The following is a 15,730-nucleotide window of genomic DNA, read 5'->3' on the forward strand; positions in this document are numbered from 1 at the left end:
ATGTCCCTCTGTCAGGTTAATTACAACGTGCAGACGACGACAACCTTTAAAAAAATTGCCGCCTGCCTGTTTTAGGTTGGATACATGCGTAAAGGAAAGTTAAGCAGTGATGCGCCATTCGGGACATTGTTAGGCTATGCGCCCGGTGGCGTGGCGATTTACTCTTCAAATTACGGCAGTCTGGACCCGCGCAGCTACCCGGAAGACGCGGATTTCCGCAGCTATATCGGCAACGAATACATGGGCCACAAGTGGCAGTGCGTTGAGTTTGCCCGCCGTTTCCTGTTTCTCAACTATGGCTTTGTGTTTACCGACGTCGGCATGGCGTGGGAAATCTTCTCCCTGCGCTTTTTGCGTCAGGTGGTGAACGATAACATTCTGCCCCTTCAGGCCTTTGCCAACGGTTCAAAACGCGCGCCGCGCGCCGGAGCGCTGCTGATCTGGCAAAAGGGCGGCGAGTTTCACGAGACCGGCCACGTGGCGGTGATCACCCAGCTTCTGGACGATAAGGTGCGTATTGCGGAGCAGAACGTGATTCACTCCCCGCTGCCGCTCGGGCAGCAGTGGACGCGCGAGCTGCGTCTGAGCGTGGAGAACGGGTGTTACACGATCCATGACACCTTCAACGACACGGAGATCCTCGGCTGGATGATCCAGACCGACGACGCGGAACACAGCATTCCCCAGCCGGAAATCGACGGCGAACTGCTGAAAATCAGCGGCGCGCGGCTGAAAAACAAGCGTCAGTTCGACGGAAAATGGCTTAACGAAAATGACGCGCTGCAGCAGGCGTATATCCGCGCCAACGGCCATGTGATCAACAAAGATCCCTGCCAGTACTTCACCATTACCGAAAGCGCCGAGCAGGAGCTGATCAAGGCCACCAACGAACTGCACCTGATGTACCTGCACGCGACGGACAAGGTGCTGAAAGACGACAGCCTGCTGGCGCTTTTCGACATCCCGAAAATCCTCTGGCCGCGCCTGCGCCTCTCCTGGCAGTGGCGTCGCCACCATATGATCACCGGTCGTATGGATTTCTGCATGGATGAGCGCGGCATTAAGGTCTACGAGTACAACGCCGACTCCGCGTCCTGCCATACCGAGGGCGGGCTGATTCTCGAAGAGTGGGTGAAAAACGGCTATCGCGGCAACGGGCATAACCCGGCGGAAGGGCTGCTGGAAGAGCTGACCGGCGCCTGGAAGCACAGCCACGCGCGGCCGTTTGTGCACATCATGCAGGACAACGATGTCGAAGAGGACTATCACGCGCTCTTTATTCAGCGTTCGCTGATGCAGGCCGGGTTCGAGACCAAAATCCTGCACGGGCTGGAGGCGCTCAGCTGGGATGCCGCCGGGCAGCTGATTGACGACGAAGGTCGCCACGTCAACTGCGTGTGGAAAACCTGGGCGTGGGAAACGGCGATAGAGCAGATCCGCGAGGTCAGCGAAACCGAATACGCCGCCGTGCCGATCCGCACCGGACATCCCGAGGGCGAGGTGCGACTGATTGACGTCCTGCTGCGCCCGGAGGTGCTGGTCTTCGAACCGCTGTGGACCGTGATTCCCGGCAACAAGGCGATTCTTCCGGTCCTGTGGCAGCTGTTCCCGAACCACCGCTACCTGCTCGACACCGATTTTGAGGTTAACGAACTGCTGAAGCAGACCGGCTATGCCGTCAAGCCGATTGCCGGACGCTGCGGCAGCAATATCGATCTCATCAGCGCCCAGGACGAACTGCTGGATAAATCCAGCGGCAAGTTTGTCGACCGTAAGAATATCTACCAGCAGCTGTGGTGCCTGCCGAAGGTTGACGGCAAGTACATACAGGTCTGCACCTTCACCGTGGGCGGAAACTACGGCGGAACCTGTCTGCGCGGCGATGACTCGCTGGTGGTGAAAAAAGAGAGCGATATCGAGCCGCTGATTGTGGTTAAAGATAAGTAGTTCACACCCGCCATAAAAGCCCCCGCAGGGTATTCTGCGGGGCTTTTCGTTACTGTTCTTCCTCTTCCTGCTGCTCGTTGATCTTCAGATCGATGATGCGGCCAATCTGATCGTGGTACACCGTCAGCAGGTTGTACTGGCTCATCTCGGAGATGATCTGCGGTGAAACATTAAAGCTGCGGGCCAGCTCCTCCTGGTGAAAATAGCCCGGCTGGCGCCGCATCACGTGGGCGCCAGCCGGTTGTACTGGTACCATAAAATCAGCAGCCAGCCGTTGAGCGCGGCAAACAGCAAGTAGATCAACACCGTATTAAAGGACGCGATAATCACGCTCCAGCGGTGGTCGCTCTCATCGGTTAGCTGCATCCACAGCCGGGCGTACAGGAAAAACAGAAATCCTCCCCACGCCGCCAGCGTTAACGCGGCATCGAAAAGACGCGGCAAGAGCCGATGCTCGGTCAAAATTAAGGTATTTTCGTTCATTAAATGCTCCCTTTTCCCCGATCCGGACTGATCCAGCGCGCGCGGGCGCGCTGACGTTTAAGCATGACTTTTGGAAATGCGACGAGGGTGGTGAACAGGCCAATCATCCAGTACACCATCGGGAACCAGATCACCCAGAAAAGCGAGCTGGCCACTTTTCGTTCATAGCGCCGCTCGATGTACAAGCTGACCAGGAACTGCAGCAGGCACATCACGCCCAGCAGCAGCCCGGTAAACTCCGGTGGAAAAAGGCTCTCCACGGTCAGCCTGGCGGGAACAGGCGCAACCTGACTGAGGAGGAACAGCAGCACCGTCATCGCGTACGCGAAGGCCCACAGCGTTGACAGCGCGTACTCCAGAAACAGCGGCCACATGCGGTGATGCTCCCAGCGCACAATCCTGCGGAGGTTGACCAGAAACACCTCCGCGCCCCCCTGGGCCCAGCGCAGACGCTGTTTCCACAGGCCTCTCAGCGTCTCTGGCATCAGGATCCAGCACAGCGCCCGCGGCTCAAAAAAGATATCCCAGTGGCGCAGCTGAAGCTTCCAGCTGATGTCGATGTCTTCGGTGATCATGTCCGGGCTCCAGTACCCGACGTCCGCCAGCGCCTGTCGGCGAAACGCGGCGATGACGCCGGAGACGGTAAAGACCCGGCCATAGATCCGCTGCGTCCGCTTGATGAGCCCAATAATGGAAGAGAACTCGCCCACCTGAATGCGGCCAATCAGCGTGGAGCGCGTGCGAATGCGCGGGTTCCCGGTAACCGCCCCGACGTGGGGGTACTGAATCAGCGGGGCCACCAGATAAGCGGCGGTATCGCGATCGAGCAGGGCGTCGCCGTCAATGCAGACCAGCAGATCGCCCCGCGCCGCCGCGGCTCCGGCTTTGAGCGCCAGCGCTTTCCCCTGGTTTTCCGCGAGGTTAATCACCCGCAGGCGCGGCTGTTCCTGCGCCAGCTCCTGCAGCACCTGCGCGGTGTTGTCAGAAGATCCGTCGTTGATGGCAATAACTTCTATATTTTCATACCGCTGATCCAGCGCGGCGCTGATGGTCTCCCGGGCATTCCTTCCCTCGTTGAAACAGGGGATAAGAATGGAGATGAGCGGTTCACCGGCGAGCGTCGGGGCGGGCGTGTCTTTATCCCAAGACCAGTGGCGTTCAAGCTGAAACCAGAAATAGAGGCCGCCGGTGATCCAAAGCACCGACATGAACAGCGGCCAGAAGAACACAAAATCCAGAATCAGTTCGCCGGTAAAGAGGGCGGCCACGCCTAACGGCAACCCGAATACCAGACATAAAATAGAGAAGGCGATAATGCGATCAGTCATTGTCAGGATACCAGTACGAAGAAAATTCAGGCCTGATGCGTGAGATATCAGGTTGATTGTTGAGAAAGTCGTCGGGGTAGTAACCGTAGTTTTTAATGCCGTTCAGCTGGAGCACGCGCATCCACTGCGCAAGTTGGCTATCGGCAACGGCGCGCTGCGGTTTCTGGTCCCAGTCCCTGGCCTGCAGCTCGAAAATCGTTTTATCGAGCGCGCCGGGGCGTGCGGCGACCGCTTTAACCAGACGCGTCAGCCAGGCATCGCTCTCGTCTGCCGGAACGGACTCCATCAGCGGCATGGCCATCGGCACCGTCCAGTCATACTCCGCCAGGAAATCATCAAGATTCTGCGCAAACCACGCTTCGCTTTCGGGCTGCAGAATGGGTAAGGCGAACATATTGCGGGCGGTTTTTATCTGCGGGCCACGGATATGCTTCACCGCCAGGCTCAGGGCGTGGGTAAACCCGATAAGCGTCTGGCTTTTCTGGCGCGTGGTGCTCTGACCGGCATCATCCACGTCCGTCAGCGCCGCATCGTCATGGAACAAAATCCCGTTGAAGCTGGCATAGCGGGCCAGATCTTCATAGATGTCCGTCACCTGCTGGCGCACCTGCGGGTCCCACGGGGAAAGCCGGATGTAGGGCTCGGTGGCTTCGCGCAGCTCGCCGGTTTGACGATCCCGGCGCTGCACGCGCGGCAGGGAAGGATCGAGATCGAACGAGAGCACCGGCATCCACGCGAAGACTTTCACGCCCGCGCGGGTTTGCAGCTGCCAGGCGACAAAATTAAAAAGATCTGCCCGGACCGGCAGACGACGGTTGGGGAAATAGAGCGCCTTGATCCTGCCGTCGCCCTGCGGGTCGGCAAACGCCTGCAGGAAAACATGGCTGATCTTCATGTCGTAGACCCGCTGGATCAGCCTGTTGATGTTTTGGGTCTGCTGGGCAGGATCGGGATCGTAAACGTAGTCGAGATCGACGTGCATGACGCGCACGGGATCGCGCTCCTGAACCTGGCTGACCGTACTGGCAAACGCCTTGAGAGAGGGATTCCCGGCGATCAGCAGGCGGGGGATGTTGCCCAGATCCTGCACGTTCCCCAGCCCGTCCTCGAGGGTAAAGGCCAGCCGGTAACCCTGCTGTCTGGCGATAGCGAGCGACGTACCGCTGGCGGCGCCGTAGGGCCAGACCCAGGCGCGCGGCGCTTTGCCCGTCACCTGCGTGATTTTTTCAGTCACTTTGCGAACGTCATCGCCGATCCGCTGGCTGAACTGCTGGTCGGTTTCATAGCTACCCGTCGCTTTGTCATAAAAGCGGTTGGCGATCGCCGGTTCCCGGCTGCCCTGCGGGTTGGCCGGAATGCCGTAATGCGAGGCCCAGGTATGCGATCCGATCTCAATCAGCGGGGACTGGCTAAGCTCGCGCACCATGTCCCACGTTGCGAAGCGATCCCGGGGCGTCATCAGACCGCCGAAGTTAACTTTTTGATTTGCCGGCGTATCCACCCAACTGCCCACCGGCGCCCACAGCGCAGGAACGTTCCACGCCTGAAGCAGCGGCCAGACGCGGGTGTAAAAGCTGCTGTAGCCGTCGTCAAAGCTGAGCAGAACGGCTTTTGGCGGCAGCGTTTTTTTCCCGTCATGCGCGTCAAGAATGTCCTGTACGCTGATGGCGTGGTAGCCGTTGTGCAGAAGCCAGCTTATCTGCTCGTTTAACGCGCTGGTGCGAACGGAGAGATAGCGTTGATCGGCGGCATCGTCTTCGACGTCGTGGTAGGCCAGGACCAGAAACTGGTTCTCCGGCCAGGGTTTACTCGCCTCCAGCTGCGGCCGATCTTTGGGCGCAATGAACGAGATCGCCTGCGCGCAGACGCTCGCGCTGAGGCAGAGCCAGCCGAGGAGTATCAGGCTCACGGAAAAACGTGTGTTCAGCATATTCATCCTTAAAAGCGTAAAGTCGCGTCAAACGTGACGGAGAGGTTGCTCTCGCGTTTGCCGTCGTAAGGGCGTTTATCCCAGTTCAGCATCACGCCGGTATCAATAACGTTGTTCCACTGAACGCGCTGTCCGTAACCCAGCAGGGCGATGGCGCCTGCGGACTGATTTTTCTGCCAGTAGCTGCCGCCTCCTGCCACAAACTGCTGGCTCCAGAGGGTGTCGTAATGGCGGTACATCTCATGGTCAACGGCCAGGGCCGCCGTCACGGACAGATCCCGCGCCGGGTTGTAGTAGAGCGTGTCCCGCAGGCTGTTTTTGCTGGCGGCGATCCCCGGCTCGAGATCCAGCGTCAGGGAGGGGGCCTGCCAGAGACGCTCCTTGCCAGTGAGGATGTATTCCTGGCGACGGTTACGATCGGAGAAGCGGCTAAGGGCGGCGCTGAACTGGTACTCACGCCGCTCGTTTTGATACCAGCGCACCTCGCCTTCACCCCGATTGGCGCTAATTCCGTTGCGTAACGCCCGAAGGGGCGTGGTGCGCGACAGGCGTTCCAGGCTGCCGCTGACCTGCCAGCTATCGGTCACAAAGTACGTTGTTGCGAGGCGAGCGCCCGGCTTGTTTTCACCGTGATAGCGGTTGCTGGAAAGCTCGGCTTCGAGCTGGAGGTCGCGTGGCCGCCACTCGACGCCGCCCAAAAGGTGGCGGCTGGTGCCTTTGCCCTCATCGAAATTACTCTGCGCGTAGCGGGTGCCTGCAAACAGCCGCCAGCTATCCGCTACGGGTGGGCCATAGAGCGTGGCGTCCCAGCTCAGGTCGTGCGTCCCGCTGACGGGGCTATCCGAGTGCAAACCCTTGCTCGCGTTGAGGCGCAGTTCGGACATGTGGTGGACCGTTCTGAGCCTGTCGAGACGCCTGGCGCTGCGATCGTTGGGCGCGCGAGCCAGCACGTCGTCGGCCAGTAAATCCATCTGTCGCCACTCCTGCAGATCCATCGCGACGTAGGCCTGCTGTTGCTCTAGCTCTGTGTTGGACGGCTCCAGCGCCTCCGCCTTTTTCAGCTTTTGCTCGGCCGCGCGCGGCAGGCCCCGCGCCTGAAGCAGGGTGGCGTAGTCAATCTGTAATCCCTGATTGCCCGGCGCCGTTGTCGCCAGACGGTGCACCAGCGTTTCGGCTTCCGGCAGGGCATTCGTCGCCAGCAAATAGTTAAAGCGGAGCGACTGTCCGGTAAGCCACCTGTCGTTCGGCTGAGGGGTAGGGGAGCCGAAATCGTAGCGGGTCCAGGGGACGTCGCGGGTCTGGCGCTCTACGTACTGGCGGGCGGACTGATACTGTCCCGTATCCAGCCAGGCGTAGAAAAGCGCGTGCTCCTCGTCCTCAGGGTCGGAAGCGTATTGCGGGTAGCGTTGCAGAAGCGCGTAGGCGGCGGCCGCGTTTTGCTCCTGCAGATACGCGGAGATGACCCAGCCGATTGCCCAGCCCGGCACCGGATGCTGGGCTGCCGTAAGATCCTGATATTCGCTAATCACCTGTGGGTAATCAGCACGGGCGTACAGCGCGCCAAGCCTGTCGATACGCGCAAGGACGACGTCTTCCGCCGCCTGCGGTTCGTTTTGCCAGCGAGCAAGCAGGGCGTAGTAACGATTCAGCGCAGATTGCGCAAGCTGCAGGCGCTCCTTTTCTGTTCTGCCGGGCACATCGGCAAGGCGAACCCGTTCGGCGGCGGCATTACGCTCAAGACGACGACGCTCCGCGGGAGACACCGTCACGCTTTGTGAAAGCTGGAGCGCGGGGGTATTCACCCGGTTATCCGTAAGCGCGTCGATCAGCTCGCTGAGGAGCGCTTTATTCTCAGGAGCGACATTTAGCGCGCGGGTGTCTGCCAGCAGCCGATCCCAGCTTTTTCCCTGGCGTAACCAGACATACGAGAGCGTCTGAAGATGCGCCTGAGAGGGATTTTCCGCCACCAGCCGTCGGGCTTCCTGTAGGGCAAGCGTGTCCATGCGGGCATCGGCCAGGGTTTTGATGTAGCCGATACGATAATCGTCGTTATCCGGCGCAAGGCTACGCGCCTCTTTCCAGCGCGCCAGGGCCGGCTGCCACGCTTTTTTATTCCGCCAGGACTGCGCGACGGCAGCAACGCCGCGGGCGGGCAGCGGCATATAAATGCCGTAACGCTGCCAGACCTGAATAACCTCGTCATCATGACCCGCCCAGGCTGCAACCTGTAACCAGTCCGCAACGTTTTCTGGCGTCAGGGCATGCTGCTGCTGATAACGCTGAAGATAATCGAGAAACGGCGTGTAATTACCGTTACGCGCCTGTTGAATCTGTTGCTCATAAACGGATTCAGTCCCCTGAGCCAGAACAGGAAAGAGGAATAACAGAAACAATAATGTTGGGGTGCGATAAAAGAATAACGTATTGAAGCGAAGTGAACTTTCCATATCTATTTGCCATTTGTTTATCATGAATCCATTGCATAACACGGCCGCCTTTAAACTCAGGGGTTAAAGGCCATAAATGAGAACATTAAATCTGAATGCAGTGATGTTACGGGGTACTTACCTAAAGGTAATTATGGATCCTTATCTCAGTGGACTGGGTGAAAGCTAATGTACACCTGATATGTTGCCGGATAAATATGTTGAAAAGCCGGTGTGTAGTTTTGAGATAATTCTGGATAGAGCGCTTTGTGACGTTTTTATTGAATTAGGTGTTTATTTTTAAATTGTTGAAATTTATAAGTTTTATTTTTTGTTGTGACAGCTCTGTATATATTTTCAATGGGGTTTGCCTGCTTCAATTAAAGTACTTTCTGGTGCATGTTTGGGAAGTTTCATGACAAAAACTCTTAATGTTTAGAGAAGTGACTTTTCTGCGATTGTTTTTTATTTATAATTAATGGCAGCCATTGAATGATAGTCTACAGGAAGTCTTGCTCATCAATGTCTGTATTGAGGGATATCCAAAGCCGGAATACATTTATCGTTAATATAACAGCGCTATAAAACGAAGGCGGCCTTCTTTGCGAGGGATCGTGCTTGCTTTAATCTAAAAGGGATGGTTAGTGGCAACTTCAATTGTTTTAGTGACTCAGGATCGCTACCTTGTCAGAGGGATGCGGATATTTTTTCCAGATATTATCCTGCTCGACTCGATTGACAGAAACATATTTGATAACGGTGCAGATGAATATTCTGTATTGATTGATAGCCGTTCTCCGCTCCGTTTATATGATTACCTGATACGCCATCCGGCCAGAACGAAAAAAACAATCTGCTGCGTTATGCTTGATATGCGACACCGCGAGGAGAATCTGCTCAGTATGAAGTTATTTATGAACACGTCGCTCACCGCGCCGGATATGGCCTCGCTGTTTAATCTGGTGCTCAATATGAAGGGCAGGCGCCTGACCACGAAGTGGCTGCTTAATTTACGGCTTAGCACGCACGAAGCGATCATGCTGCGGTTGCTGCGGGCAGGGATGCCGATGGAAGCCATCGCCGATGAGCTGAATACGTCGGTGAAAAGCCTCTATCGCAAACGAACGGCACTCTCGGAACGCCTGGGGGCGGAGAACTTCAACGAGGCGTGTTTGTTTATCTTTAAAAACAAACTGCTGGACGCAGGTGGGAACGATCCCTAGGTTGGGGAGAAACCAAAAGCATAGAACTGACTTGCGGGCGGTATTCTGAGTTGGTGATGCTGCCAACTTACTGATTTAGTGTATGATGGTGTTTTTGAGGTGCTCCAGTGGCTTCTGTTTCTATCAGCTGTCCCTCCTGTTCAGCTACTGACGGGGTGGTGCGTAACGGTAAAAGTACTGCCGGACATCAGCGCTATCTCTGCTCTCACTGCCGTAAAACATGGCAGTTACAGTTCACATACACCGCCTCTCAACCCGGTACGCACCAGAAAATCATTGATATGGCCATGAATGGCGTTGGATGCCGGGCAACCGCCCGCATTATGGGCGTTGGCCTCAACACGATTTTACGTCACTTAAAAAACTCAGGCCGCAGTCGGTAACCTCGCGCATACAGCCGGGCAGTGACGTCATCGTCTGCGCGGAAATGGACGAACAGTGGGGCTACGTCGGGGCTAAATCGCGCCAGCGCTGGCTGTTTTACGCGTATGACAGGCTCCGGAAGACGGTTGTTGCGCACGTATTCGGTGAACGCACTATGGCGACGCTGGGGCGTCTTATGAGCCTGCTGTCACCCTTTGACGTGGTGATATGGATGACGGATGGCTGGCCGCTGTATGAATCCCGCCTGAAGGGAAAGCTGCACGTAATCAGCAAGCGATATACGCAGCGAATTGAGCGGCATAACCTGAATCTGAGGCAGCACCTGGCACGGCTGGGACGGAAGTCGCTGTCGTTCTCAAAATCGGTGGAGCTGCATGATAAAGTCATCGGGCATTATCTGAACATAAAACACTATCAATAATTTGGAGTCATTACCTTCTGAGTTTTAAGAAAACTGGACGGTGACGACATCCTTGTTTTACCTATGGATTTACTCTGGCTCAAAACGAGAGAAAGGACGATGTAATGGACATGGTTGAAGAGACTGGTTGGAAATTTTTCTGATGCTACATGATGAGCAAGAATTGTTAGATTACCTCACTGAGAATTACAGTGACCGTAAATCTCCGGCAAAGAAAGAATGGACCTTCCAGGAGCATTTCAATCTCATACCTGAAGATCTTGAGGACATGCTGCTTGACCTTTTCATCCGGTACGGAATTGAGTACAGCAACTTTGTGATGGACCATTATTTTGAACCGGAGCTGTTTTGGTTTCAGTTTCGGCTCAGAAAAAAATTCCGCGATCGGCAGTACAAACCGCTATCTACCGGCGGATGTAAGGTGGCAGAAAATGAGCGGGTGGCGGTTGGATTTTGGGGGAGAGGAAACGCGTATTATAATGAAAAACGAATGGTATCTTCTGCTCTTCAACCCCGTTTATGAACTGCCAGAGGCTAAGCCATGTGTTTTATCCTGAGCGGGTGATACCAGAAGGAGACTCCTGGAAGTGATTGAAAATTTAAAAGGACGTTAGAAATGAATAAATATCTGTCTGGTCTGTGTGTTGTTTCTTTTTTTTATTTTTCTTCAATAGGTTACGCGCACTCTGCGGGGTAAAATAAAGTTCAGGTTAGTATCAAACCCAGCAGCGGTAATAGAGGATATATCCCGGTAATTTCTGATGCAGATGAAATCGAGCCTTCTGATTTCAGGGAGTCGGATCTACAGGAGATGCAGAATAGCCTGAGTAAGATGAAGTCCGACATCCGCAAAGTCGATGAGCTAAGGAAGGTGCGAACAAGTCCCTGATATGAGATCATGTTTGTCATCTGGAGCCATGGAACAGGGTTCATCATGAGTCATCAACTTACCTTCGCCGACAGTGAATTCAGCAGTAAGCGCCGTCAGACCAGAAAAGAGATTTTCTTGTCCCGCATGGAGCAGATTCTGCCATGGCAAAACATGGTGGAAGTCATCGAGCCGTTTTACCCCAAGGCTGGTAATGGCCGGCGACCTTATCCGCTGGAAACCATGCTACGCATTCACTGCATGCAGCATTGGTACAACCTGAGCGATGGCGCGATGGAAGATGCTCTGTACGAAATCGCCTCCATGCGTCTGTTTGCCCGGTTATCCCTGGATAGCGCCTTGCCGGACCGCACCACCATCATGAATTTCCGCCACCTGCTGGAGCAGCATCAACTGGCCCGCCAATTGTTCAAGACCATCAATCGCTGGCTGGCCGAAGCAGGCGTCATGATGACTCAAGGCACCTTGGTCGATGCCACCATCATTGAGGCACCCAGCTCGACCAAGAACAAAGAGCAGCAACGCGATCCGGAGATGCATCAGACCAAGAAAGGCAATCAGTGGCACTTTGGCATGAAGGCCCACATTGGTGTCGATGCCAAGAGTGGCCTGACCCACAGCCTAGTCACCACCGCGGCCAACGAGCATGACCTCAATCAGCTGGGTAATCTGCTGCATGGAGAGGAGCAATTTGTCTCAGCCGATGCCGGCTACCAAGGGGCGCCACAGCGCGAGGAGCTGGCCGAGGTGGATGTGGACTGGCTGATCGCCGAGCGCCCCGGCAAGGTAAGAACCTTGAAACAGCATCCACGCAAGAACAAAACGGCCATCAACATCGAATACATGAAAGCCAGCATCCGGGCCAAGGTGGAGCACCCATTTCGCATCATCAAGCGACAGTTCGGCTTCGTGAAAGCCAGATACAAGGGGTTGCTGAAAAACGATAACCAACTGGCGATGTTATTCACGCTGGCCAACCTGTTTCGGGCGGACCAAATGATACGTCAGTGGGAGAGATCTCACTAAAAACTGGGGATAACACCTTAAATGGCGAAGAAACGGTCTAAATAGGCTGATTCAAGGCATTTACGGGAGAAAAAATCGGCTCAAACATGAAGAAATGAAATGACTGAGTCAGCCGAGAAGAATTTCCCCGCTTATTCGCACCTTCCCTAACTCAGAAGGTTTTACAGCTTGAGAGAAAGAATTCTGAGCAGGAGAGTAAGATCGAGCGATTGCAAAGAAGCCTTGATGACATGAAGCGGAGCAACGACAACCTTTCAAATCAGGTCAGCAATTTATCCGGCAAAATTAAGTGATAAAAAAGAGCCACCGCCTGTATTAACTTACCGGGCTATTAGCGTAAGCGTGCCTGCTTTAAAGCCACGCTTATCAGCGCCCAGAAATCGGCCGTAGCCATATAGCAAAAACCCAGCCATAGGCTGGGTTTTCTAAATAGTGGTGCCCGGACTCGGAATCGAACCAAGGACACGGGGATTTTCAATCCCCTGCTCTACCGACTGAGCTATCCGGGCAACGGGGCGCATTAAACCCGATCTGCCCCCTGCCGTCAACGAAAAATGTTGTTTTCGTTACAGACTGCGCAATCTCTCACCATTTTGCCGCATCCTTAAGCGAAAAAGTGCGTCCAGAGCGCGGAGAGCGGCATGGCGAGCAGCAGTGCGGGCAGCATGTTCACCACGGCAAACATCTTAATCCCACAGATGCGCAGCCCGGTAGCCAGCAGCAGCAGGCCGCCGACGGCGGTAAAGTCTGCCATCATCGCCGGCGTGGTGAGCGGGAGAATCAACGTGGCGCAGGTGGCGAGTGCCAGCTGAATTAGCAGCATCGGCACGCAAATCGCGGCAACGGCAATGCCGAGCGTGGTGGCAAAAATAGTGGCCGTAAAGAAATCAAGAAACGCCTTCGCAATCAAAATGCTTGGGTCGCCCGTCATTCCCTCCTGCATTGAACCGAAAATCCCGGTGCCGCTGGCGCAAAACAGAATGATGATGGCGACGTAGTTCTGAATAAACGACTCGTGCGTACCGTGTTTCGCCTTGCCGCCCGGTCGGGCAATCAGGTTTTTGGCTTTACTCACCGCGCTGTTAATGCCTTTTTCCAGATAGCAGAACTCGCCAATCAGCGCGCCGAGCAGGGTGGCCAGCACCATCACCGGCAGGTTGGCGCATTTGATGACTAAAAGAATACCGATCCCTAACGATGCCAGGCCGAATATCGAGGGCATGGAGGTGCGAATACGCTCCGGCAACCGCTGGCTCAGCACGGCGCCGAGTACGCCGCCCAGCAATACGGCGCCTGCATTAATAAATGGCCCGATAACCAAAGTTAACTCCTGTTATTTAATCATTGATATTGCATTATTATGGCACGTCAGGGCTGCGCGGGCCTTAGCTTTGGTTGATTTCGTGCATACTGATTCCTTCTTGCACCTCAAAATAAAAGGTGACATTATTGCGCGAATTTTCTCCTCCCTGTCTCACCGCCCGGTGAGGGTAACTGCGCCTATGAAAACCATGAAAATTGCCGTCAGCCGCGAGCTGCTTTCCACCGTGTCTACGCACCGCGAAAAGGTGACGCTGGACAGCACTGATTTTACCGATGTGGCGGCCGTGGTCATCACAACAGCTGAAAGTCGCAGCGGCATTCTTGCACTGCTGAAACGCACGGGCTTTCAGCTACCGGTGTTTATTTTCTCGCAGGAGCCAACGGACGTACCTGACGGCGCCAGCGCGGTTATATCGGGTAAAGCTCAGGAGTTTCTGGAATTGGAGAGCGCTGCCAGCCGCTACGAAGAGAACCTGCTGCCGCCCTTTTTCGACACCCTGAGCCAGTATGTGGAAATGGGCAACAGCACTTTCGCCTGTCCGGGCCACCAGCACGGGGCCTTTTTCAAAAAGCATCCGGCAGGGCGACAGTTCTATGATTTCTTCGGTGAGAACGTGTTTCGCGCCGACATGTGCAACGCCGACGTGAAGCTGGGCGATCTGCTGATCCACGAAGGGTCCGCCAAACACGCGCAAAAGTTCGCGGCAAAAGTGTTCAATGCGGACAAAACCTACTTCGTGCTGAACGGCACGTCAGCGGCAAACAAGGTGGTGACCAACGCGCTGCTGACCCGCGGCGACCTGGTGCTGTTCGACCGCAATAACCACAAATCTAACCACCACGGGGCGCTGATCCAGGCGGGCGCCACGCCGGTTTATCTTGAGGCCGCGCGTAATCCGTTTGGCTTTATTGGCGGAATTGACGATCACTGCTTTGACGATGCCTATCTGCGGGATCTTATCCGTGAGGCGGCGCCGGAAAAGGCCGACGAGGCGCGTCCGTTCCGCCTGGCGATCATTCAGCTTGGCACCTACGACGGGACGATCTACAACGCCCGCCAGGTGATCGACAAGATCGGTCATCTGTGCGACTACATCCTCTTTGACTCCGCATGGGTGGGCTACGAGCAGTTTATTCCTATGATGGCGGAAACGTCCCCGCTCTTGCTGGAATTGAACGAGAACGATCCGGGGATTTTCGTGACCCAGTCGGTGCACAAACAGCAGGCCGGGTTCTCGCAAACGTCGCAGATCCATAAAAAGGATAACCACATTCGCGGTCAGGCGCGTTTCTGCCCGCACAAGCGGCTGAACAATGCGTTTATGCTGCACGCCTCCACCAGCCCGTTTTATCCGCTGTTCGCCGCGCTGGATGTGAATGCCAAGATCCACGAAGGGGAAAGCGGACGCAGGCTGTGGGCGGAGTGCGTCGAGCTGGGGATTGAGGCGCGCAAGGCAATCATTGCGAATTGCCATATGATCAAACCGTTTATCCCGCCGGTGGTGGCGGGCCGGCCGTGGCAGGATCATCCGACTCACGCCATCGCCAGCGAGCTGCGCTTCTTCAGCTTTGAGCCCGGGCTAAATGGCACGGGTTTGAGGGCTATGCCCGCGAGCAGTACTTTGTCGACCCGTGCAAGCTCCTGCTGACCACGCCGGGTATCGATGCTGAAACCGGGGAGTACACGGATTTCGGGATCCCGGCGACGATTCTGGCGCACTACCTGCGCGAAAACGGCATCGTGCCGGAGAAATGCGACCTCAACTCGATCCTGTTCCTGCTGACGCCTGCCGAAAGCAGCGAGAAGCTGGCGCAGCTGGTGGCGATGCTGGGCCAGTTTGAACAGCATATTGAAGACGACACGCCGCTGGCGGACGTGCTGCCGACGATCTTCCAGAAATACCCGGTGCGCTACCGGGATTACACCCTCCGCCAGCTGTGTCAGGAGATGCACGATCTCTACGTCAGCTTTGACGTAAAGGATCTGCAGAAGGCGATGTTCCGCAAGGAGAGCCTGCCGGAGGTGGTGATGAACCCGCAGGATGCAAACCGGGCCTATATTCGCGGTGACGTGGAGCTGGTTCGCATACGGGATGCCGCAGGGCGCATTGCTGCCGAAGGGGCGCTGCCCTATCCGCCAGGCGTGCTGTGCGTGGTGCCGGGTGAGGTCTGGGGCGGGGCGGCACAGCGTTACTTCCTGGCGCTGGAGGAGGGCGTCAACCTGCTGCCGGGCTTCTCGCCGGAGCTGCAGGGGGTTTACAGCGAGAAGGATGCCGACGGGATTAAGCGGCTGTATGGGTATGTATTAAGATAGTGCGGGCTGTTGCCCTCACCCTAACCCTCTCCCACA

General features: G+C 55.8%; 9 protein-coding genes, 1 tRNA gene and 2 pseudogenes. 6 read left to right on the forward strand and 6 right to left on the reverse strand.

The annotated features are described in order from the left end of the window. Positions 1-84: 84 nt before the first annotated feature. The gene (gss, locus tag ACJ69_RS20715; protein ID WP_059347678.1) at positions 85-1,947 is read left to right on the forward strand and encodes a bifunctional glutathionylspermidine amidase/synthase; all 1,863 of its coding nucleotides are present in this window, start codon (positions 85-87) and stop codon (positions 1,945-1,947) included. Positions 1,948-1,996: 49 nt separating this feature from the next. Here gss and pgaD read toward each other — a convergent pair. The 4 genes and pseudogenes from pgaD to pgaA form a co-directional block, all read right to left on the reverse strand. Next, a pseudogene (gene pgaD / locus ACJ69_RS20720) lies at positions 1,997-2,430 on the reverse strand (poly-beta-1,6-N-acetyl-D-glucosamine biosynthesis protein PgaD). Beyond that, positions 2,430-3,758 (reverse strand): poly-beta-1,6-N-acetyl-D-glucosamine synthase, encoded by a 1,329-nt coding sequence (pgaC, locus tag ACJ69_RS20725; protein WP_059347680.1) that lies wholly within the window; start codon positions 3,756-3,758, stop codon positions 2,430-2,432. The pseudogene pgaD and the gene pgaC overlap by 1 nt, the downstream one beginning before the upstream one ends. Continuing rightward, positions 3,751-5,688: a poly-beta-1,6-N-acetyl-D-glucosamine N-deacetylase PgaB gene (pgaB, locus tag ACJ69_RS20730; protein WP_059347681.1), complete on the reverse strand. Its 1,938-nt coding sequence runs from the start codon at positions 5,686-5,688 to the stop codon at positions 3,751-3,753. The genes pgaC and pgaB overlap by 8 nt, the downstream gene beginning before the upstream one ends. An 8-nt stretch (positions 5,689-5,696) precedes the next feature. Further along, positions 5,697-8,135, reverse strand: coding sequence for a poly-beta-1,6 N-acetyl-D-glucosamine export porin PgaA (gene pgaA / locus ACJ69_RS20735; RefSeq protein ID WP_059347682.1), 2,439 nt, complete (start codon positions 8,133-8,135; stop codon positions 5,697-5,699). Between the two features lie 674 nt (positions 8,136-8,809). On the opposite strand from pgaA, the gene ACJ69_RS20740 reads away from it, so the two are divergent. The 4 genes from ACJ69_RS20740 to ACJ69_RS20755 all read left to right on the forward strand — a co-directional run bounded on the left by ACJ69_RS20740 (position 8,810) and on the right by ACJ69_RS20755 (position 12,057). Then, positions 8,810-9,337, forward strand: a complete 528-nt coding sequence (locus ACJ69_RS20740) for a helix-turn-helix domain-containing protein (RefSeq protein WP_045403948.1) — start codon at positions 8,810-8,812, stop codon at positions 9,335-9,337. Between the two features lie 107 nt (positions 9,338-9,444). Next, positions 9,445-10,142 (forward strand): IS1-like element IS1A family transposase gene (locus tag ACJ69_RS20745; protein WP_103215986.1). Its coding sequence is split into 2 segments (ribosomal slippage): positions 9,445-9,694 and positions 9,694-10,142, totalling 699 coding nucleotides; the frame shifts between segments, so codons are not numbered across the junction. A gap of 127 nt (positions 10,143-10,269) precedes the next feature. After that, a complete protein-coding gene (locus tag ACJ69_RS20750) occupies positions 10,270-10,665 on the forward strand; it encodes a DUF1493 family protein (protein ID WP_230478706.1) in 396 nt (131 codons plus the stop codon). A gap of 411 nt (positions 10,666-11,076) precedes the next feature. Then, complete coding sequence (locus ACJ69_RS20755) at positions 11,077-12,057, forward strand: IS5-like element IS5 family transposase (protein WP_000019402.1); 981 nt, start codon at positions 11,077-11,079, stop codon at positions 12,055-12,057. Positions 12,058-12,490: 433 nt separating this feature from the next. Here the strand turns inward: ACJ69_RS20755 and ACJ69_RS20760 are convergent. Both ACJ69_RS20760 and ACJ69_RS20765 read right to left on the reverse strand, forming a co-directional pair. Then, positions 12,491-12,566: transfer RNA gene (locus ACJ69_RS20760), tRNA-Phe, on the reverse strand. Between the two features lie 95 nt (positions 12,567-12,661). Then, complete coding sequence (locus ACJ69_RS20765) at positions 12,662-13,378, reverse strand: DUF554 domain-containing protein (RefSeq protein ID WP_029740735.1); 717 nt, start codon at positions 13,376-13,378, stop codon at positions 12,662-12,664. A 181-nt stretch (positions 13,379-13,559) separates the two neighbouring features. Between ACJ69_RS20765 and ACJ69_RS20770 the strand changes: the two are divergent. Next, positions 13,560-15,694: pseudogene (locus ACJ69_RS20770) on the forward strand (ornithine decarboxylase). Positions 15,695-15,730: the final 36 nt, after the last annotated feature.

This window comes from Enterobacter asburiae (genome assembly GCF_001521715.1).
Taxonomy (GTDB): domain Bacteria; phylum Pseudomonadota; class Gammaproteobacteria; order Enterobacterales; family Enterobacteriaceae; genus Enterobacter; species Enterobacter asburiae.